Raw genomic sequence first — 16,234 nt, forward strand, 5'->3', positions numbered from 1 at the left:
GAGATCGGCTCACCCGATCAGCGGTCGGCCCGGGGCCGTCGGCCGAGGTCCGTCCGGTGAGCACGAGTGACGGAGGAGAGACAGATGCCGCAGACGCTGACGGCCGAGGGAACCAGCCGTACCGTCCGGACGAAGCGCTGGAAGATCCACTACAACGAGGCAGGCGAGGGGCCGACCCTGCTGCTGCTGCACGGCAGCGGCCCGGGGGCCACCGGCTGGAGCAACTTCGGCGCCAACCTGGCGGCCCTCGCCGACCGCTTCCGGGTGATCGCCGTCGACATGCCCGGCTGGGGCGCCTCCGACGCCGTCGTACCGCAGGACCGTGACCACGTCGAAGCGGCCCTGCAACTGCTGGACGCCCTGGGGATCGAGAAGGCGGCCTTCGTCGGCAACTCGATGGGAGGGCTCACCTCGATCGCCTTCGCGGTCCGGCATCCCGACCGGATCTCGCATCTGGTCACCATGGGTTCGGGGGCGCCGGGGGTACGTCTGTCGCTCTTCAGTCCGGGCGGCGGCCTGAGCGAGGGCATGAAGATCCTCCTCAAGGGCTACCGCGATCCGTCGCCCGGGACGCTCCGCGAACTGGTCGAGATCATGACGTACGACTCCGCGTTCGCCACCGACGAGCTGGTCCGCCGGCGTGCGGACGACGCCCGGCGCCGCCCCGACCATCTGGCCAACTTCCTCGCGGGCGGCCTCGCCGGCGGTGTGGACCCGGGGGTCACCGCGGACGACCTCGCCGCTCTGCGGGTCCCTTCCCTCCACTTCCACGGCAGGGACGACCGGGTGGTGCATTTCGAGCACTCGCTGAAGCTGGTCTCCCTGATCCCCGACTCCCGCCTGGTCCTGATGAACCGGTGCGGCCACTGGCTCCAGCTCGAACACGCCGACGAGTTCAACCGCCTCGTCGCGGGCTTCGTCTCCGCGCCGTGAGCGCCACGGGACGCCCCTGCCCGGCACCCCGTACCACCCGGCTGCATCCGGCAGCACCTGAGGAAAGGACGGATCATGGCTGAGGTCATCGGTCTTGGATATGTGATCGTCGAGGCACGGGACCTCGGCGCGTGGAAGGCGTTCGCCAGTGACCTCCTCGGACTGGAGGCGGCCGTGGAGACACCGGACCGGCTCCGGCTGAGGATGGACGACAAGACCTACCGCCTCGACATCCGGCGCGGCGACACGGACGGGGTCACCGCGATCGGCTGGGAGGTGCGGGGCCCCGAGGAACTGGAGGAGATCGCGGCGCGGCTGGAGAGCGACGGCTACTCCGTCGAGCGGGCGGCCGAGGACGCGGTGAAAGCACGTCAGGTGAGCGGGCTCGTGGAGTTCGACGACCCCGGCGGTCAGCGGCTGGAACTCTTCTGGGGCCTCCTGGAGGCGAACGAGCGGTTCGTGTCGCCCACCGGGGCCCGCTTCGTCACCGGGCGCGGCGGTATGGGCCATGTCTTCCAGTTCACCGCCGAGGACGCGGCCCACAGGCGGCTGTACCAGGACCTCCTGGGCTTCAGGCTGAGCGACGTCATCGAGTTCGCCCCCGGCATGACCGGCACGTTCCTCCACGCCAACGAGCGCCACCACTCCTTCGCCTTCGCCTCGCTCCCGGCGCTGTCGGGCGTCGGGCACCTGATGTTCGAGGTCACCGAACTCGACCTCGTGGGCAGGGCCTGGGACAAGGTCCTGGCGGGCGCGGCCCCCGTCGCCGCGTCCTTCGGCAAGCACACCAACGACGAGATGCTGTCCTTCTATGTGAAGACGCCCTCCGGCTTCCAGGTCGAGTACGGGTACGGCGGCAAGCTGATCGACGACGCCACCTGGGCACCGGCCCGCTACGACGCGGCGAGCTACTGGGGCCACCACCGGGCCGACCCCAGCGAGCCGGACGTATAGGCGACCGGCGGGTCCGTCCCCTCGGCCCCCTCCGGCGGGCTGCCGTCGTCATGGCGGCGGCAGCCCGCGCGGGCCCTTTCGCCCACCTTCACGCCGCCCTCACCGGCGCCGCCCCGACACCACGTTCACGCCGCCGCCCTTGTCCGCCTGGAGGCACCTCTCGATGACACACCCGCCCGACGACCAGCCCACCCGGGACGCGGGCCGCCTCGTGGTCCCGGTGCTCGCCTCCGCGGGCATCGTGGTCGCGGTGATGCAGACCCTGCTCATACCGGTCGTCAAGGATCTGCCGCACCTGCTCGACACCTCCCCCGGCGCCGCCACCTGGGTCCTGACGTCGACCTTGCTGGCGGGAGCCGTGTCCACACCGGTCACGGGTCGGCTCGGCGATCTGTACGGCAAGCGCAAGACGGTGGTCGGATGCCTCTCCGTCATGGTCGTCGGCGCGCTGATCAGCGCGCTCACCAGCAGCCTGGTCCCGATGGTGGTCGGCCGTACCCTCCAGGGCTTCGCGATGGGCGCCGTGCCGCTGGGCATCGGCCTGATCCGGGACACGGTGCCGCGCGAGCGGCTCGGCCCGGCGATGGGACTGGTGAGTTCCTCGATGGGCATCGGCGGTGGCCTGGCGCTTCCGGTCGCGGCCCTGGTGGCGCAGCACCGCGACTGGCACACCCTGTTCCTCGGCACCGCCGGGCTCGGGGCGGTGGTGATCGTGCTCATCCTGCTGTACGTACCGGAGTCGACGGTCCGGGCCGAGGGCACCTTCGATCTGCCGGGCGCGCTCGGGCTGTCCGCCGGGCTGGTGCTGTTCCTGCTGCCGATCACCAAGGGCGGCGACTGGGGCTGGACCTCCCTCCTCACCCTCGGCATGTTCGCCATGTCCGCGCAGGTTCTGGCGGTGTGGGGCTGGATGGAGCTGCGCCGGGCGGCGCCGCTGGTGGACCTGCGGTCCACCGCCCGGCCCGCGGTGCTGTTCACCAACCTGACCTCCGTCATGATCGGCGTCTCCTTCTTCGTCGTCTCGCTGGTGCTGCCGCAACTCATCCAGCTGCCCACCAGCACCGGCTACGGGCTGGGCCAGTCCATGGTCGGGTCCGGTCTGCTGGTCGCCCCGCTGGGCCTGACCATGCTGCTGGCGGCACCGCTCTACAGCCGGCTCGCGGCGCGGTACGGCCTCAGAGCCACCCTGATCACCGGCCTGCTGATCACCGGCGTCGGCTACGGCGCCGGGCTCGGCCTGATGAGCGCCGCCTGGCAGTCCCTGGTGATCACGGTGCTGCTCGGCGCGGGGATCGGGCTCGCCTTCTCCGCACAGCCCGCGCTGATCACCCGCGCCGTCCCGATCGAGGCGACCGGCGAGGCCAACGGCCTCAACACGCTGATGCGCTCCGTGGGTACGTCGGTGTCCAGCGCCGTCATCGGCATGGTCCTCGCCGACACCTCGCGGACCGTCGACGGCGTCACCGTCCCGACCATGGACGGATTCCGTCTCTCCTTCCTGATCGCCCTCGGCGCCGTCGCCGTCGCCGTGGTCTTCGCCCTGCTGCTCCCGGCCGACCGCGCCCCGCGCTCCCGTGCGGGTGGCGAGGAGGACGGCCGCCCGGAGCGTGGATTCCGGGACCGGGTCGTGGACGCCGAGGGTCTGCGGGCAGGTCCGTCTCGGGCGAGGACGGGGCCTACGTCCTCGCCGTCCCCACCTGCGGCGCGTACGTGCTGACCGCCCAGGCCCGGGGCACGCCCCCATCGGCTTCCCGGTGAACGGCTCCGGCGCCGATCGGACCGCCGGCCTGGCTCTGTCCCTGCCGGGTGAGCCGGTCACCGCGTGGGCGCGCGCCGCCCGTCCCCACCAGCCACATCGCCCCATGGGCAAGGAACATGGGGCGTCGACCCATGAAGAGCGAACATCAAGAGGTGGTCATGAACACCAAGTCCCCCGCCGGCCTCACGGATCGCGTGGTCGTCGTCACCGGCGCCGGCACCGGTATCGGCCGTGCCACCGCGCGCGCCTTCGCCGAGGCGGGCGCGCGTGTGCTGGGAGTCGGCCGCCGTGTCGACGCGCTGGAGGAAACCGCCGCCGGGCACCCCGGTATCGCCGTCCACTCGGCCGATCTGAGCGCCCCGGGCGCCCCGGAGAAGGCCGTCACCGCGGCGGTCGACCGCTGGGGTCAACTGGACGCGCTGGTCAACAACGCCGGGCTCTTCCGCATGATGCCGCTGGCCGACACCGACGCCGCGGTGATCGCGGCCCTGTTCGACCTCCATGTCACCGCCCCCACCCTGCTGGCCCAGGCGGCCCTGCCCCATCTGCGCCGGAGCAGGGGCACGATCGTCAATGTGTCCAGCACCTACGGCCACAAGCCCGCCCCGGGCGCCGCCCACTACGGGGCCTCCAAGGCCGCCGTCGAACACCTCACCCGCAGTTGGGCGGTGGAACTCGCCCCCGACGGCATCCGGGTCAACGCCGTCGGCCCCGGTCCGACCGAGAGCGAGGCCCTGGCCGCCGCGGGTCTGCCCGACACGGCCATCGAGCAGGCCAAGAAGGCGGAAGCCGCCCGCATCCCCCTCGGTCGTCGGGGCGAGCCGGAGGAGATCGCCGGGTGGATCGTGCACCTGGCCGACCCGGCGAACACCTGGCTCACCGGACAGGTCCTCACCGTCGACGGCGGGCTGGAACTGGTCTGATGACGGCTGCCCTTGAACGGCTGACGCGGTACTGAATCACCGGTCAACGCCCGGCACCGCTGCGGACCCCGGGGAAGGGGAGGGCGCGTCCCCTGGACACCGCCCTCCTCGGCGGTCGGCGACGCCTCACCGGTCGACACGCTCCGCCGCCCCGTGACCTGCGGGCCGTTGGCACCGGGAGAAGCTGAGCCATCCGAGCCGAGGCCGGGCCGATCCTGCCCGCCGTCCCCCGGAACCGCCCGTGTCCCCTGCGTGTCCACTGGATCTTGGTCCAGGTGGATGAACTGGGCCGCTGCGTCGGCGTGGTGGCCCGCGCTGTCACGTTTCCGCTGGTCAGATCGATTCTGCTCGGACATCCGCTGGTGGGGCGGGTGGGACTCGAACCCACGGCCGACGGATTATGAGTCCGCTGCTCTAACCGGCTGAGCTACCGCCCCATAGCGGCGTGTCGCGCACATTTGTGCGCGCCGTCTGCCGCAGCATAGCCGCTCATACGATCTCCTGCTCCGGATGGTCGGCTTCCCACGGCGCTCTTGATCTCAGGACTCCGCCGCGCCGTCGACGGTTCCACCGGACATGAAAAAGGACCCTCGCGGGGTCCTCGTTCACCAGGCTCCCCCGACTGGACTCGAACCAGTAACCTGCCGGTTAACAGCCGGCTGCTCTGCCAATTGAGCTACGGAGGACCGAGCTCCCCCGACTGGACTCGAACCAGTAACCTGCCGGTTAACAGCCGGCTGCTCTGCCAATTGAGCTACGGAGGAATGCCTCGTTGCATCGAACGTACCTACCTGGGTATTCGCCAGGGGGCGGGTGCTCGCTGCGACACATACATTAGCGCAAGCAGGGGGGTGCTCCGCCAATCGGTTCCCCCGGGCCGACGCCGACTGCTGGACACATCAAGAAAGGGTGGCCGCCGTGCGCTACAAGCTCGCGTTCGTCGCCGGACTCGCGGTGGGTTACGTGCTGGGTACGAGGGCCGGCCGTGAGCGCTACGAGCAGCTGAAGAAACAGGCCCGCCAGTTCGCCCAGAACCCCGCCGTCCGCAACACCGCCGAGACCGCCGCCCAGCAGGGCCGCGAGTTCGCCGGCAAGGCGTACCACGTCGTCAGCGAGAAGGTCGGCGACCATGTCCCCGACTCCGTCGCCGACCGCGTCCGCTCCTTGCGCGAACGCACCTCCCACGCGGGTGCCGAGGACGACTGGGGCACCAGCAACACCTGATCCGGAGACCCGGTCGGGGCGGTCCGCCGGAGCCGGTGTGACCTCCCCGGCCGAATCCGCCCCGTCCATACGGCAAAATCAGGGGTATGGGGATAGTCGCCGGGCTGGACAGCTCACCCGATTCCACTCGTATCGTCGTCTGTGACGCGGACACCGGTTCCGTGCTGCGCACGGGCTACGCGCCACACCCGCTCCCCGAGGGCAACGCCCGTCCCAGCGACGTGGATCCACAGACCTGGCTGCTGTCCCTGGGCGAGGCCGCCGGCGGCGGGCTGCTGGAGGGCGTGCAGGCCATCGGGGTCGCCGCCCAGCAGAACACCGTGATCCCGCTGGACACCCACGGCAACACCGTGCGCCCGGCGCTGACCGGCGGCGACAAGCGCGCCCAGGTCGCCGCGGCCGATCTGGTCGACGCGCTCGGCGGGCGCGAGGCGTGGGCCCAGGCCGTGGGAAGTGTGCCGCAGGCCGCCCACCCGGTCACCAAGCTGCGCTGGCTCAGCCGTACCGAGCCCGAGCACGCCCGCCGCACCGCCGTGCTGATGCAGGCGCACGACTGGCTGGTCTGGCAGCTCCTCGGCCGCCCGGTCCGCCGGACCACCGACCGCGGCGGCGCCTCCGGCACCGGGTACTGGTCGGCCGCGACCGGGTCCTACCGGCCCGATCTGGTGGAGCTGGCGCTCGGGCACCAGGCGATGCTGCCGGAGGTGATCGGCCCGGCCGAGGCCGCCGGTACGACCCCGGAGGGGCTGCTGATCTCCGCCGGGACCGGCGCGACCATGGCCGCCGCGTTCGGGCTGGGGCTCGGCGTCGGGGACGCGGTCGTCTCGCTCGGCGCCTCCGGCTCCGTGACGGCCGTCCACCCCGAGGCCCTCCAGGACCCCAGCGGGATGATCACCTCCCTCGCCGACGCGACCGGGATGCATCTGCCGGTCGTGACCACCTCCAACGCCGTACGGACCCTGCGCGGCGCCGCCGAGCTGCTCGGGGCGCCCGATCTGGAGAACCTGTCCGATCTGGCGATGAAGTCGACGCCCGGCGCGCACGGGCTGGTGCTGCTCCCCTATCTGGAGGGCGAGCGCACCCCGCATCTGCCGCACACCGCGGGCACCCTCTCCGGGCTGCGACGGGAGTCGATGAAGCCCGAGCACTTCGCGCGGGCCGCGTTCGAGGGCATGCTCTGCGGGCTCGCCGACGCGCTGGACGTGCTGCGCGGGCGCGGCGTCGACGTGCGCCGGGTGTTCCTGCTCGGGCCGGCCGCCGAGCTGGCGGCGGTGCAGACGGCGGCGCCCGCGCTGTTCGGGGCGCAGGTCGTGGTGCCGCAGCCCGCGGACTACGGGGCGATCGGCGCCGCCCGCCAGGCGGCCTGGGCGCTCGGGGTCTCCCGGGGCACCCTCGACCCGCGCACCCCCCCGGTCTGGCAGGGCGCGCACGCGCAGGTGCTGGAGCCGGGCGAGGAGCTGGCCGTGGGGCAGGCGGTACGGCAGCAGTTCGTGTCGGTGCGCGAGCAGACCCACCCGGGCGCCTTCCGGACGTGAGCCACGCGGACGCCCTCCGGACGTGACCCACCCGGGCGCCTGCCCGACGTGAGCCACGCGGACGCCTGCCGGACGTGACCCTCGCGGGCGTCCACGGGATGTGAGCCCCCGGTGCCTCCGGGGGCTCCGAGGTGTGCCCCGCCGCGGACCCCGTTCCGCCGTCGTAAGAAGCCGCACAGGACAGCGTAAGAAGCTGTACAGATGTCTGAGTGGAACGTAAGAGGCCGGTAGGAACCGAACCCGTAAGGCCGGTTTGACCACCGCCGACGGCTTAATCGGTTGAGGTAACACCACTGGAGTGTCGGACGATGGTGGCCAAGGGTGCCGATCCCGCCCCCGCCCCGCCCACTCCGAGAGACCCAGCGTGCTCATACGACTTCTGCGGACCTTCCTCAGGCCCTACCGAAAACCCATCACCCTGCTGGTGCTGCTGCAGTTCCTGCAGACCTGCGCCTCCCTCTATCTGCCGACCCTGAACGCCGACATCATCGACAACGGCGTGGTCAACGGCGACACCGGCTACATCATGGGCTACGGCGCCCTGATGATCGCCATCTCGCTGGCGCAGGTGGTCTGCAACATCGGGGCCGTGTTCTACGGCGCCCGAACCGCGGCGGCGCTCGGCCGGGACATCCGGGCCGCGGTGTTCGACCGGGTCCAGTCGTTCTCCGCGCGTGAGCTGGGACACTTCGGGGCGCCCTCGCTGATCACCCGGACCACGAACGACGTCCAGCAGGTGCAGATGCTGGCCCTGATGACCTTCACGCTGATGGTGTCGGCACCCATCATGTGCGTGGGCGGGATCGTGCTGGCGCTGGGGCTCGACGTACCGCTGTCGGCGGTGCTGGTGGCGGTGGTGCCGGTGCTCGGGATCAGCGTGACGCTGATCGTGCGGGCACTGCGTCCGCTGTTCCGGTCGATGCAGGTGCGGCTCGACACGGTGAACCGGATGCTGCGCGAGCAGATCACCGGCAACCGGGTGATCAGGGCGTTCGTCCGGGACACATACGAGCAGGAGCGGTTCCGTCAGTCGAACACCGAGCTGACCGAGGTCTCGGTGAAGTCCGGGAACCTGCTCGCGCTGATGTTCCCCATCGTGATGACGGTGGTGAATCTGTCCTCGATCGCGGTGGTGTGGTTCGGCGCCCACCGGATCGACAGCGGCCAGATGCAGATCGGTGATCTGACGGCGTTCCTCGCCTATCTGATGCAGATCGTCATGTCCGTGATGATGGCCACCTTCATGTTCATGATGGTGCCGCGCGCGGAGGTGTGCGCCGAGCGGATCCAGGAGGTGCTGGAGACCGAGTCGAGCGTGGTGCCGCCGCTCGCGCCGGTCACCGAGCTGCGCCGGCACGGCCATCTGGAACTGCGCGGGGCCGGGTTCCGCTACCCGGGCGCCGAGGAGCCGGTGCTCAAGCACATCGACCTGGTGGCCCGGCCCGGCGAGACCACCGCGGTGATCGGCTCGACCGGCAGCGGCAAGTCCACGCTGCTCGGTCTGGTGCCCCGGCTGGTCGACGCCACCGACGGGGAGGTGCTGGTCGACGGCACCGACGTACGCGATCTGGAGCCGCGGCTGCTGGCCAGGACGGTGGGCCTGGTACCGCAGCGGCCGTATCTGTTCGCGGGCACCGTGTCCACGAATCTGCGCTACGGCAACCCGGACGCGACGGACGACGAACTGTGGCACGCGCTGGAGGTGGCGCAGGCCAGGGAGTTCGTGGAGCGGCTCGAAGGCGGCCTGGACGCGCCGATCGCGCAGGGCGGCACCAATGTCTCCGGCGGTCAGCGCCAGCGGCTCGCCATCGCGCGGACCCTGGTCCAGCGGCCGGAGATCTACCTCTTCGACGACTCCTTCTCCGCGCTCGACTACGCCACCGACGCCGCGCTGCGCGCCGCGCTCGGCGAGGAGACCGCCGAGGCGACCGTGGTGATCGTCGCCCAGCGGGTGTCGACCATCCGCGACGCCGACCGGATCGTGGTCCTGGACGAGGGGCGGGTCGTGGGCAGCGGCCGGCATCACGAGCTGATGGCGGAGAACGAGACGTACCGGGAGATCGTGCTCTCCCAGCTCACGGAAGCGGAGGCTGCCTGATGGCCGGGCCCATGGGGCGGATGATGGCCGGGACCGGCCCGGAGAACCGTTCGCTGGAGTTCAAGCCGTCGGCCAAGCGGCTGGTCGGGCAGTTCCGCCCCGAACGGCTGACGATCTACGCGCTGCTGCTGTGTGTGCTGGTCAGCGTGGGTCTGTCGGTGATCGGGCCGAAGATCCTCGGCGACGCCACCGACCTGGTCTTCTCGGGGATCGTCGGCCGTGAGCTGCCGGCCGGCGCCAGCAAGGAGGACGTCCTCGCCTCGATGCGCGAGCGCGGGGACGGCCGGATCGCCGACATGCTGAGCGGCACCGACTTCACCCCCGGCGAGGGCATCGACTTCACCGCCGTGGGCCAGGTGCTGCTGCTCGCGCTCGGCGTCTTCCTCGTCGCCGGGCTACTGATGGCGATGGCGACCCGGCTGGTGAACCGGGCCGTCAACCGCACGATGTACCGGATGCGGGAGGACGTGCAGACGAAGCTGTCGCGGCTGCCGCTGTCGTACTTCGACAAGCGCCAGCGCGGCGAGGTGCTCTCCCGCGCCACCAACGACATCGACAACATCGGCCAGACCCTCCAGCAGACCATGGGCCAGCTGATCAACTCGGTGCTCACCGTCATCGGTGTGCTGGTGATGATGTTCTACGTCTCCTGGATCCTGGCGCTGGTCGCGCTGGTCACCGTGCCGCTGTCGTTCCTGGTCGCCACGCGGGTCGGCAAGCGGTCGCAGCCGCACTTCGTGGCGCAGTGGCGCACCACCGGCAAGCTGAACGCGCACATCGAGGAGATGTACACCGGGCACACCCTGGTGAAGGTGTTCGGGCGGCAGGACGAGTCGGCGCGGCAGTTCGCCGAGCAGAACGACGAGCTGTACGAGGCCGGGTTCAAGGCGCAGTTCAACAGCGGGATCATGCAGCCGCTGATGATGTTCGTGTCCAACCTGAACTATGTGCTGGTGGCGGTGGTCGGCGGGCTGCGGGTGGCGTCGGGTTCGCTGTCGATCGGCGACGTCCAGGCGTTCATACAGTATTCACGGCAGTTCTCGATGCCGCTGACGCAGGTCGCGTCGATGGCGAACCTGGTCCAGTCGGGGGTGGCCTCCGCCGAGCGGATCTTCGAACTGCTCGACGCCGAGGAGCAGTCCGCGGACCCGGTCCCGGGGGTCCGGCCGGAGGAGCTGCGCGGACGGGTGGCGCTGGAGCGGGTCGCGTTCCGCTACGAGCCCGACAAGCCGCTGATCGAGGATCTCTCCCTCACCGTCGAACCGGGGCAGACGGTCGCCATCGTCGGCCCGACCGGCGCGGGCAAGACGACGCTGGTCAATCTGCTGATGCGGTTCTACGAGGTCTCCGGCGGCCGGATCACCCTGGACGGGGTCGACATCGCCGGGATGTCCCGCGACGAGCTGCGTTCCGGGATCGGCATGGTGCTCCAGGACACCTGGCTGTTCGGCGGCACGATCGCCGAGAACATCGCGTACGGCTCGGCCCGTGAGGTCACCCGCGGGGAGATCGAGGAGGCGGCCCGCGCCGCCCACGCGGACCGTTTCGTCCGGACCCTTCCCGACGGCTACGACACGGTGATCGACGACGAGGGCAGCGGTGTCAGCGCGGGCGAGAAGCAGTTGATCACCATCGCGCGGGCGTTCCTGTCCGACCCGGTGATCCTGGTGCTGGACGAGGCGACCAGTTCGGTGGACACCCGGACCGAGGTCCTCATCCAGAAGGCGATGGCGAAGCTCCAGCACGGCCGTACGTCGTTCGTGATCGCCCACCGGCTCTCCACCATCCGCGACGCGGACACCATCCTGGTGATGGAGAACGGCGCGATCGTGGAGCAGGGCGCCCACGCGGACCTGCTGGAGTCGCGGGGGGCGTACTCCCGTCTGTACCGGGCCCAGTTCGCGCAGGCGGTGGCGGAGGTGGACTGAGCGGGACGGACCCACCGGCGGACGGGGAGCGAGTGAGGGGAGACGAGCCGGGGACGGGCCGGGGACGGGCCGGGGGCACGAGGCGTGGACCGGGCGTGGACGGGCGCCTCTCAGTCGAGGTAGCCGCGCAGTTGGTCGGCGAAGGCGTGGTCGCGGAGCTTGTTGAGGGTCTTGGACTCGATCTGGCGGATCCGTTCCCGGGTCACGCCGAAGATCCGCCCTATCTCCTCCAGGGTCCGAGGCCGGCCGTCGGCCAGCCCGTAGCGCAGTTGCACGACCTTGCGCTCACGCTCCCCCAGCGTCGAGAGGACGGCTTCCAGGTGCTCTCTGAGCAGCAGGAACGCCGCCGACTCGACGGGGCTGGCCGCGTCGCCGTCCTCGATGAGGTCGCCGAGCGCGACATCGTCCTCCTCGCCCACCGGGGCGTGCAGCGACACCGGTTCCTGGGCGAGGCGCAGCACCTCGCCGACCCGTTCCGGCAGCAGGTCGAGCTGGGCGGCCACTTCCTGCGGGGTGGGCTCGTAGCCGCGTTCCTGGAGGAGCCGGCGCTGGACCCGGACGACCCGGTTGATCAGCTCGACCACATGGACGGGCACCCGTATGGTGCGCGCCTGGTCGGCGAGGGCGCGGGACATGGCCTGGCGGATCCACCAGGTGGCGTACGTCGAGAACTTGTACCCGCGCGCGTAGTCGAACTTCTCCACCGCGCGGATCAGGCCCAGGTTGCCCTCCTGGACCAGGTCGAGCATGGTCAGCCCGCGCCCCACATAGCGTTTGGCGACGGAGACGACGAGCCGCAGGTTGGCTTCGATCAGCCGGCGTTTGGCCATCCGGCCCATGACGACGAGCTGGTCGAGATCGAGGGCGAGCCGGCTGTCGAGGTCGGGGGTGCTGCCGAGTTTCTCCTCGGCGAAGAGTCCGGCCTCGACACGGCGGGCGAGTTCGACCTCCTCGACGGCGGTGAGCAGCGGGATGCGACCGATCTCGCGCAGGTACTGGCGGAAGAGGTCGGAGGTGGGGCCGCCGGTGTCCACCCGGGCGCGCGGGGGTTCGGGGGTGTCCGAGGGCTCGGTGGGTTCGAGGGTCTCCGAGGGCTCGGTGGTCTCCGTCGTCTCCGAGGGCTCGGTGGGCTCGGTCGTCTCCGTCGTCTCCGAGGGCTCGGTGGTCTCCGTCGTCTCCGTCGTCTCGGTCGTCTCGGGGTACGGCGGGGTGCCGGTCAGGGCCTCGGCGGGGGGCTCCACGTGTTCCGGTTCGGGGCTGTCCGCGGTGTCCGGGGCGTCGGTGGTGTCGGGGTGGACGGCGGGGCGGTGCTGCGGGGGGACGGCCACCAGGACGCCGGATTCCGGGTCCGGCTGGGCGCCGGCGGTGGTGCTCTCGTTCTTCTGTGCGAGGGTCTGGGTCTGCACGGGGGCGACCTCCAGGATGATCGCTGCTGAGGGCGGCAGCGCTGCTTGGGGGACGGGGTCGGCGGCCTCGCCGCTGTCCGTCCCGTACGCGATGAGCGGAACCGCGGGGGTGAGGGACCCGTGGGGGACGGATCGGCCGCGCTCCGAGGACTCAGGCACCGCAACCCAGTGTGGGGTACGACACATCGTCGCCACGAGGGGCGTGCGGTGACTTTTTGCGTCCGCGAGGTGACTCCCCGAGCGGGCCGAGGACTCAGAGGGCGTCCGGCCCGGTGTCCTGGAGGGCGCGGTCGTACCTGGTCAGAATCATCATCTCGTTGGCGACGGACGCCTGTTGGGCGGGGTCGTCCTGGCTGACCCGGGTCAGCAGGCTCTGCAGTTCGGTGAGGCGGCGGGCGACCGCGCGGCGGCGGACGGCGACCAGTTGGACACCGGCATAGTGCTCGTCCACGGTCTTGCGCATGATCGCCTCGACCGCGAGTTCCGTGACCATGGCGCGCACGGTGTCGTCGGGTGCCGCGTCCCTGACCCTGACCAGGTACTCCTGGGGGTCGTGCTGTCCGGCCTCGGCGCCGCCCGCGTCGAGGATGGCCTGGCGCACGGCGGCGTAGGGGGCGGCGGTGAACTCGTCGGCGCCGTAGGCGTCGAAGGCCGGGGAGACCAGTTCGGGGCGTTGCAGGGCGAGTTTCAGAAGCTCCCGCTCGGTGGCGTACACGGGGTTGCGCAGGGTGAGGGAGGGGCCGGGGGCGGCCGGGCGGGCGGCGGGCTCCAGCTCCGGTCTGCGGCCCCGGGAGCGGTTGCCGCCGGGGACGAACCCGCCGCCGCGGCGCACCAGATGGCCGACGCGGTCCACGACGAACTCCTGGTCGACGATGCCGACCAGCCCGGCGAGCTGGACGGCGACCTCGCGCCGCACGCTGTGGTCCTTGATCTTGGCGACGACGGGCGCGGCCTCGTCCAGCGCGGCGCCCCGGCCGCCGGGGGTGTCCAGGGCGTAGCGCCGCACGATCTGGCGGAGCGCGAACTCGAAGAGCGGGGTGCGGGGCTGGACCAGGTCGGAGACGGCGTCGTCGCCCTTGGCGAGGCGCAGGTCGCAGGGGTCCATGCCGTCGGGGGCGATGGCGATGTAGGTCTCGGCGGCGAACTTCTGGTCGTCCTCGAAGGCCCGCAGGGCGGCCTTCTGGCCGGCGGAGTCGCCGTCGAAGGTGAAGATGACCCGCGCCGAGCCGTTGTCCATCAGCAGCCGGCGGAGGATCTTGATGTGGTCGCCGCCGAAGGCGGTGCCGCAGGTGGCGATGGCGGTGGTCACCCCGGCGAGATGGCAGGCCATGACGTCGGTGTACCCCTCGACCACGACGGCGCGGCTGGCCTTGGCGATGTCCTTCTTCGCGAGGTCGATGCCGTAGAGGACCTGGGACTTCCGGTAGATCGCGGTGTCGGGGGTGTTGAGGTACTTGGGACCGCTGTCCGCTTCGTAGAGTTTGCGGGCGCCGAAGCCGACGACGTCGCCGCCGATGTCGCGGATGGGCCACATCAGCCGGCCCCGGAAGCGGTCGATGGGGCCGCGGCGGCCCTCCTGGGCGATGCCCGAGAGGAGGATCTCCTTGTCGGTGAAGCCCTTGCCGCGCAGATAGCGGGTGAGGTGGTCCCAGCCCTGGGGGCTGTAGCCGACGCCGAAGTGGACGGCGGCGGCCTGGTCGAAGCCGCGTTCGGCGAGGAAGACCCGGCCGGTCTCGGCCTCGGGGGCGGTGGCGAGCTGTTCCGCGTACCACTCGGCGGCGATCTTGTGGGCCTCGACCAAGCGGATGCGTTCGCCGCGCTGGTGGGAGGGGTTGTAGCCGCCCTCCTCGTAGCGCAGGGTGATGCCCGCCTGGCCGGCCAGGCGTTCGACCGCCTCGGAGAAGGTGAGGTGGTCGACCTTCATCACAAAGGTGATGGTGTCGCCGCCCTCCTGGCAGCCGAAGCAGTGGAAGAGTCCCTTGCTCGGGCTGACCTGGAAGGACGGCGACTTCTCGTCGTGGAACGGGCAGAGGCCCTTGAGGTTGCCCCCGCCCGCGTTGCGCAACTGGAGGTACTCGGACACCACGGCGTCGATCGGGACCGCGTCCCGAACCGCCTTCACGTCCTCGTCGTTGATCCGTCCAGCCACGAGGAGAGTCTACGGGGGCGCACCGACATCCCCGTCGCCTACGGCAGCAGCGACTCCAGTGCCGTGTGGGGGTCGGCCAGCGCCTCGGCGTCCACGGTCGCCCGGGAGCGGATGAGGTTCTGGATGCCCTCTGTGACGTCCCACACGTTCACATTCATCCCGGCCAGCACCCGCCCCTCCGTCAGCCAGAACGCGATGAACTCCCGCTTGCCCGCGTCGCCCCGGACGACGACCTGGTCGTAGGAGCCCGGCGGGGCCCAGCCGCTGTACTCCATGCCCAGGTCGTACTGGTCGGAGAAGAAGTACGGCACCCGGTCGTACGTCACCTCCTGGCCCAGCATCGCCTTGGCGGCGGCCGGTCCGCCGTTGAGCGCGTTGGCCCAGTGCTCCACCCGCACCCGCGCCCCGAACAGGGCGTGCGGGAAGGCGGCCACGTCACCGGCGGCGTGGATGTCGGGGTCGGAGGTGCGCAGCCGCTCGTCGACGATCACCCCGCCGCCCTGGGAGGGGTCGGCGACGGCCAGACCGGCCGCCTCCGCGAGCCCGGTGCGCGGCGCGGCGCCGATCGCGGCGAGCACGTCGTGCGCCGGGTGCTCCTCGCCGTCGTCGGTACGGGCGGCCAGGACCATGCCGTCCTGTCCGACGATCTCGGTGAGGCGGGCCCCGAAGTGGAAGCGGACCCCGTGCGACTGGTGCAGTTCGGCGAAGAGCGCGCCCAGCTCGGGCCCCAGCACCCCGTGCAGCGGGGTCGGCGCGGGCTCCACGACGGTGACCTCGGCGCCGTACTCGCGGGCCGCCGCCGCGATCTCCAGGCCGATCCAGCCGCCCCCCGCGATCACGAGGTGCCCGTTGTCCCGGCCGAGCGAGGCCAGGACGCCCTTGAGCCGCTCGGCGTGGGCCAGCCGGCGCAGATGGTGCACGCCGGCGAGGTCGGTGCCCGGGATGTCCAGGCGGCGCGGCTCGGAGCCGGTGGCCAGGAGCAGTTTGTCGTAGTGGACGAGGGTGCCGTCGTCACCGAAGCGGACCGTCTTGGCCTCGCGGTCGATCAGGTCGACGGTCTGGCCCAGGTGCAGCTCGATGTCGTTGCGCGCGTACCAGGCGGGCTCGTGCACGAAGACGCTGTCGCGTTCCTCCTTGCCGAGCAGATAGCCCTTGGACAGGGGTGGGCGCTCGTACGGGTGGTCGCGCTCGTCGCAGATCAGTATCACCCGCCCGTTGAAACCCTCCGCCCGGAGCGTCTCGGCCGCCTTCGCCCCGGCGAGTCCGCCTCCGACGATGACGAAAGTCTGATCCACGTCGACCACTTGATGCCTCCTCATAAAGGT

The 16,234-nt window shown here is 71.1% G+C and carries 10 protein-coding genes, 3 tRNA genes and 1 pseudogene; 8 read left to right on the forward strand and 6 right to left on the reverse strand.

Annotation, left to right across the window (positions count from 1 at the left end; genetic code table 11):
* The first annotated feature begins 84 nt into the window (after positions 1-84).
* The 4 genes and pseudogenes from ACIQNG_RS28795 (at position 85) to ACIQNG_RS28810 (ending at position 4,569) form a co-directional block, all read left to right on the forward strand.
* Positions 85-933, forward strand: a complete 849-nt coding sequence (locus ACIQNG_RS28795) for an alpha/beta fold hydrolase (protein WP_401489052.1) — start codon at positions 85-87, stop codon at positions 931-933.
* Positions 934-1,008: 75 nt separating this feature from the next.
* Positions 1,009-1,887: a VOC family protein gene (locus tag ACIQNG_RS28800; RefSeq protein WP_401489054.1), complete on the forward strand. Its 879-nt coding sequence runs from the start codon at positions 1,009-1,011 to the stop codon at positions 1,885-1,887.
* Positions 1,888-2,050: 163 nt separating this feature from the next.
* Positions 2,051-3,710, forward strand: a pseudogene (locus tag ACIQNG_RS28805) (MFS transporter); the annotation flags it as partial.
* A 94-nt stretch (positions 3,711-3,804) separates the two neighbouring features.
* Entirely contained in the window at positions 3,805-4,569 is a 765-nt protein-coding gene (locus tag ACIQNG_RS28810; protein WP_401489056.1) for an SDR family NAD(P)-dependent oxidoreductase, read from the forward strand.
* A gap of 360 nt (positions 4,570-4,929) precedes the next feature.
* Here ACIQNG_RS28810 and ACIQNG_RS28815 read toward each other — a convergent pair.
* The 3 genes from ACIQNG_RS28815 to ACIQNG_RS28825 form a co-directional block, all read right to left on the reverse strand.
* Positions 4,930-5,006, reverse strand: a tRNA-Ile gene (locus tag ACIQNG_RS28815).
* Between the two features lie 176 nt (positions 5,007-5,182).
* Positions 5,183-5,255 (reverse strand) — tRNA-Asn (locus ACIQNG_RS28820).
* A gap of 5 nt (positions 5,256-5,260) precedes the next feature.
* Positions 5,261-5,333, reverse strand: a tRNA-Asn gene (locus ACIQNG_RS28825).
* 154 nt (positions 5,334-5,487) lie between these two features.
* Between ACIQNG_RS28825 and ACIQNG_RS28830 the strand changes: the two genes are divergently transcribed.
* The 4 genes from ACIQNG_RS28830 (at position 5,488) to ACIQNG_RS28845 (ending at position 11,354) form a co-directional block, all read left to right on the forward strand.
* Positions 5,488-5,793: a YtxH domain-containing protein gene (locus tag ACIQNG_RS28830; RefSeq protein ID WP_401430252.1), complete on the forward strand. Its 306-nt coding sequence runs from the start codon at positions 5,488-5,490 to the stop codon at positions 5,791-5,793.
* Positions 5,794-5,879: 86 nt separating this feature from the next.
* Complete coding sequence (locus tag ACIQNG_RS28835) at positions 5,880-7,328, forward strand: FGGY family carbohydrate kinase (RefSeq protein ID WP_401489058.1); 1,449 nt, start codon at positions 5,880-5,882, stop codon at positions 7,326-7,328.
* A 364-nt stretch (positions 7,329-7,692) separates the two neighbouring features.
* Positions 7,693-9,426 (forward strand): ABC transporter ATP-binding protein, encoded by a 1,734-nt coding sequence (locus ACIQNG_RS28840; protein WP_401489060.1) that lies wholly within the window; start codon positions 7,693-7,695, stop codon positions 9,424-9,426.
* On the forward strand, positions 9,426-11,354 hold the full coding sequence (locus ACIQNG_RS28845; RefSeq protein WP_401489062.1) for an ABC transporter ATP-binding protein: 1,929 nt from the start codon (positions 9,426-9,428) through the stop codon (positions 11,352-11,354). The genes ACIQNG_RS28840 and ACIQNG_RS28845 overlap by 1 nt, the downstream gene beginning before the upstream one ends.
* Before the next feature lie 110 nt (positions 11,355-11,464).
* Here the strand turns inward: ACIQNG_RS28845 and ACIQNG_RS28850 are convergent, their stop codons facing one another.
* The 3 genes from ACIQNG_RS28850 to ACIQNG_RS28860 all read right to left on the reverse strand — a co-directional run bounded on the left by ACIQNG_RS28850 (position 11,465) and on the right by ACIQNG_RS28860 (position 16,213).
* Positions 11,465-12,919: a sigma-70 family RNA polymerase sigma factor gene (locus ACIQNG_RS28850; RefSeq protein ID WP_401489063.1), complete on the reverse strand. Its 1,455-nt coding sequence runs from the start codon at positions 12,917-12,919 to the stop codon at positions 11,465-11,467.
* A 94-nt stretch (positions 12,920-13,013) separates the two neighbouring features.
* Positions 13,014-14,909 (reverse strand): DNA primase, encoded by a 1,896-nt coding sequence (dnaG, locus tag ACIQNG_RS28855; RefSeq protein WP_401489065.1) that lies wholly within the window; start codon positions 14,907-14,909, stop codon positions 13,014-13,016.
* A gap of 38 nt (positions 14,910-14,947) precedes the next feature.
* Positions 14,948-16,213 (reverse strand): NAD(P)/FAD-dependent oxidoreductase, encoded by a 1,266-nt coding sequence (locus ACIQNG_RS28860; protein WP_401489067.1) that lies wholly within the window; start codon positions 16,211-16,213, stop codon positions 14,948-14,950.
* Positions 16,214-16,234 lie beyond the last annotated feature (21 nt).

Origin of the sequence: Streptomyces sp. NPDC091377, assembly GCF_044757045.1 — a bacterium.
GTDB lineage: Bacteria > Actinomycetota > Actinomycetes > Streptomycetales > Streptomycetaceae > Streptomyces.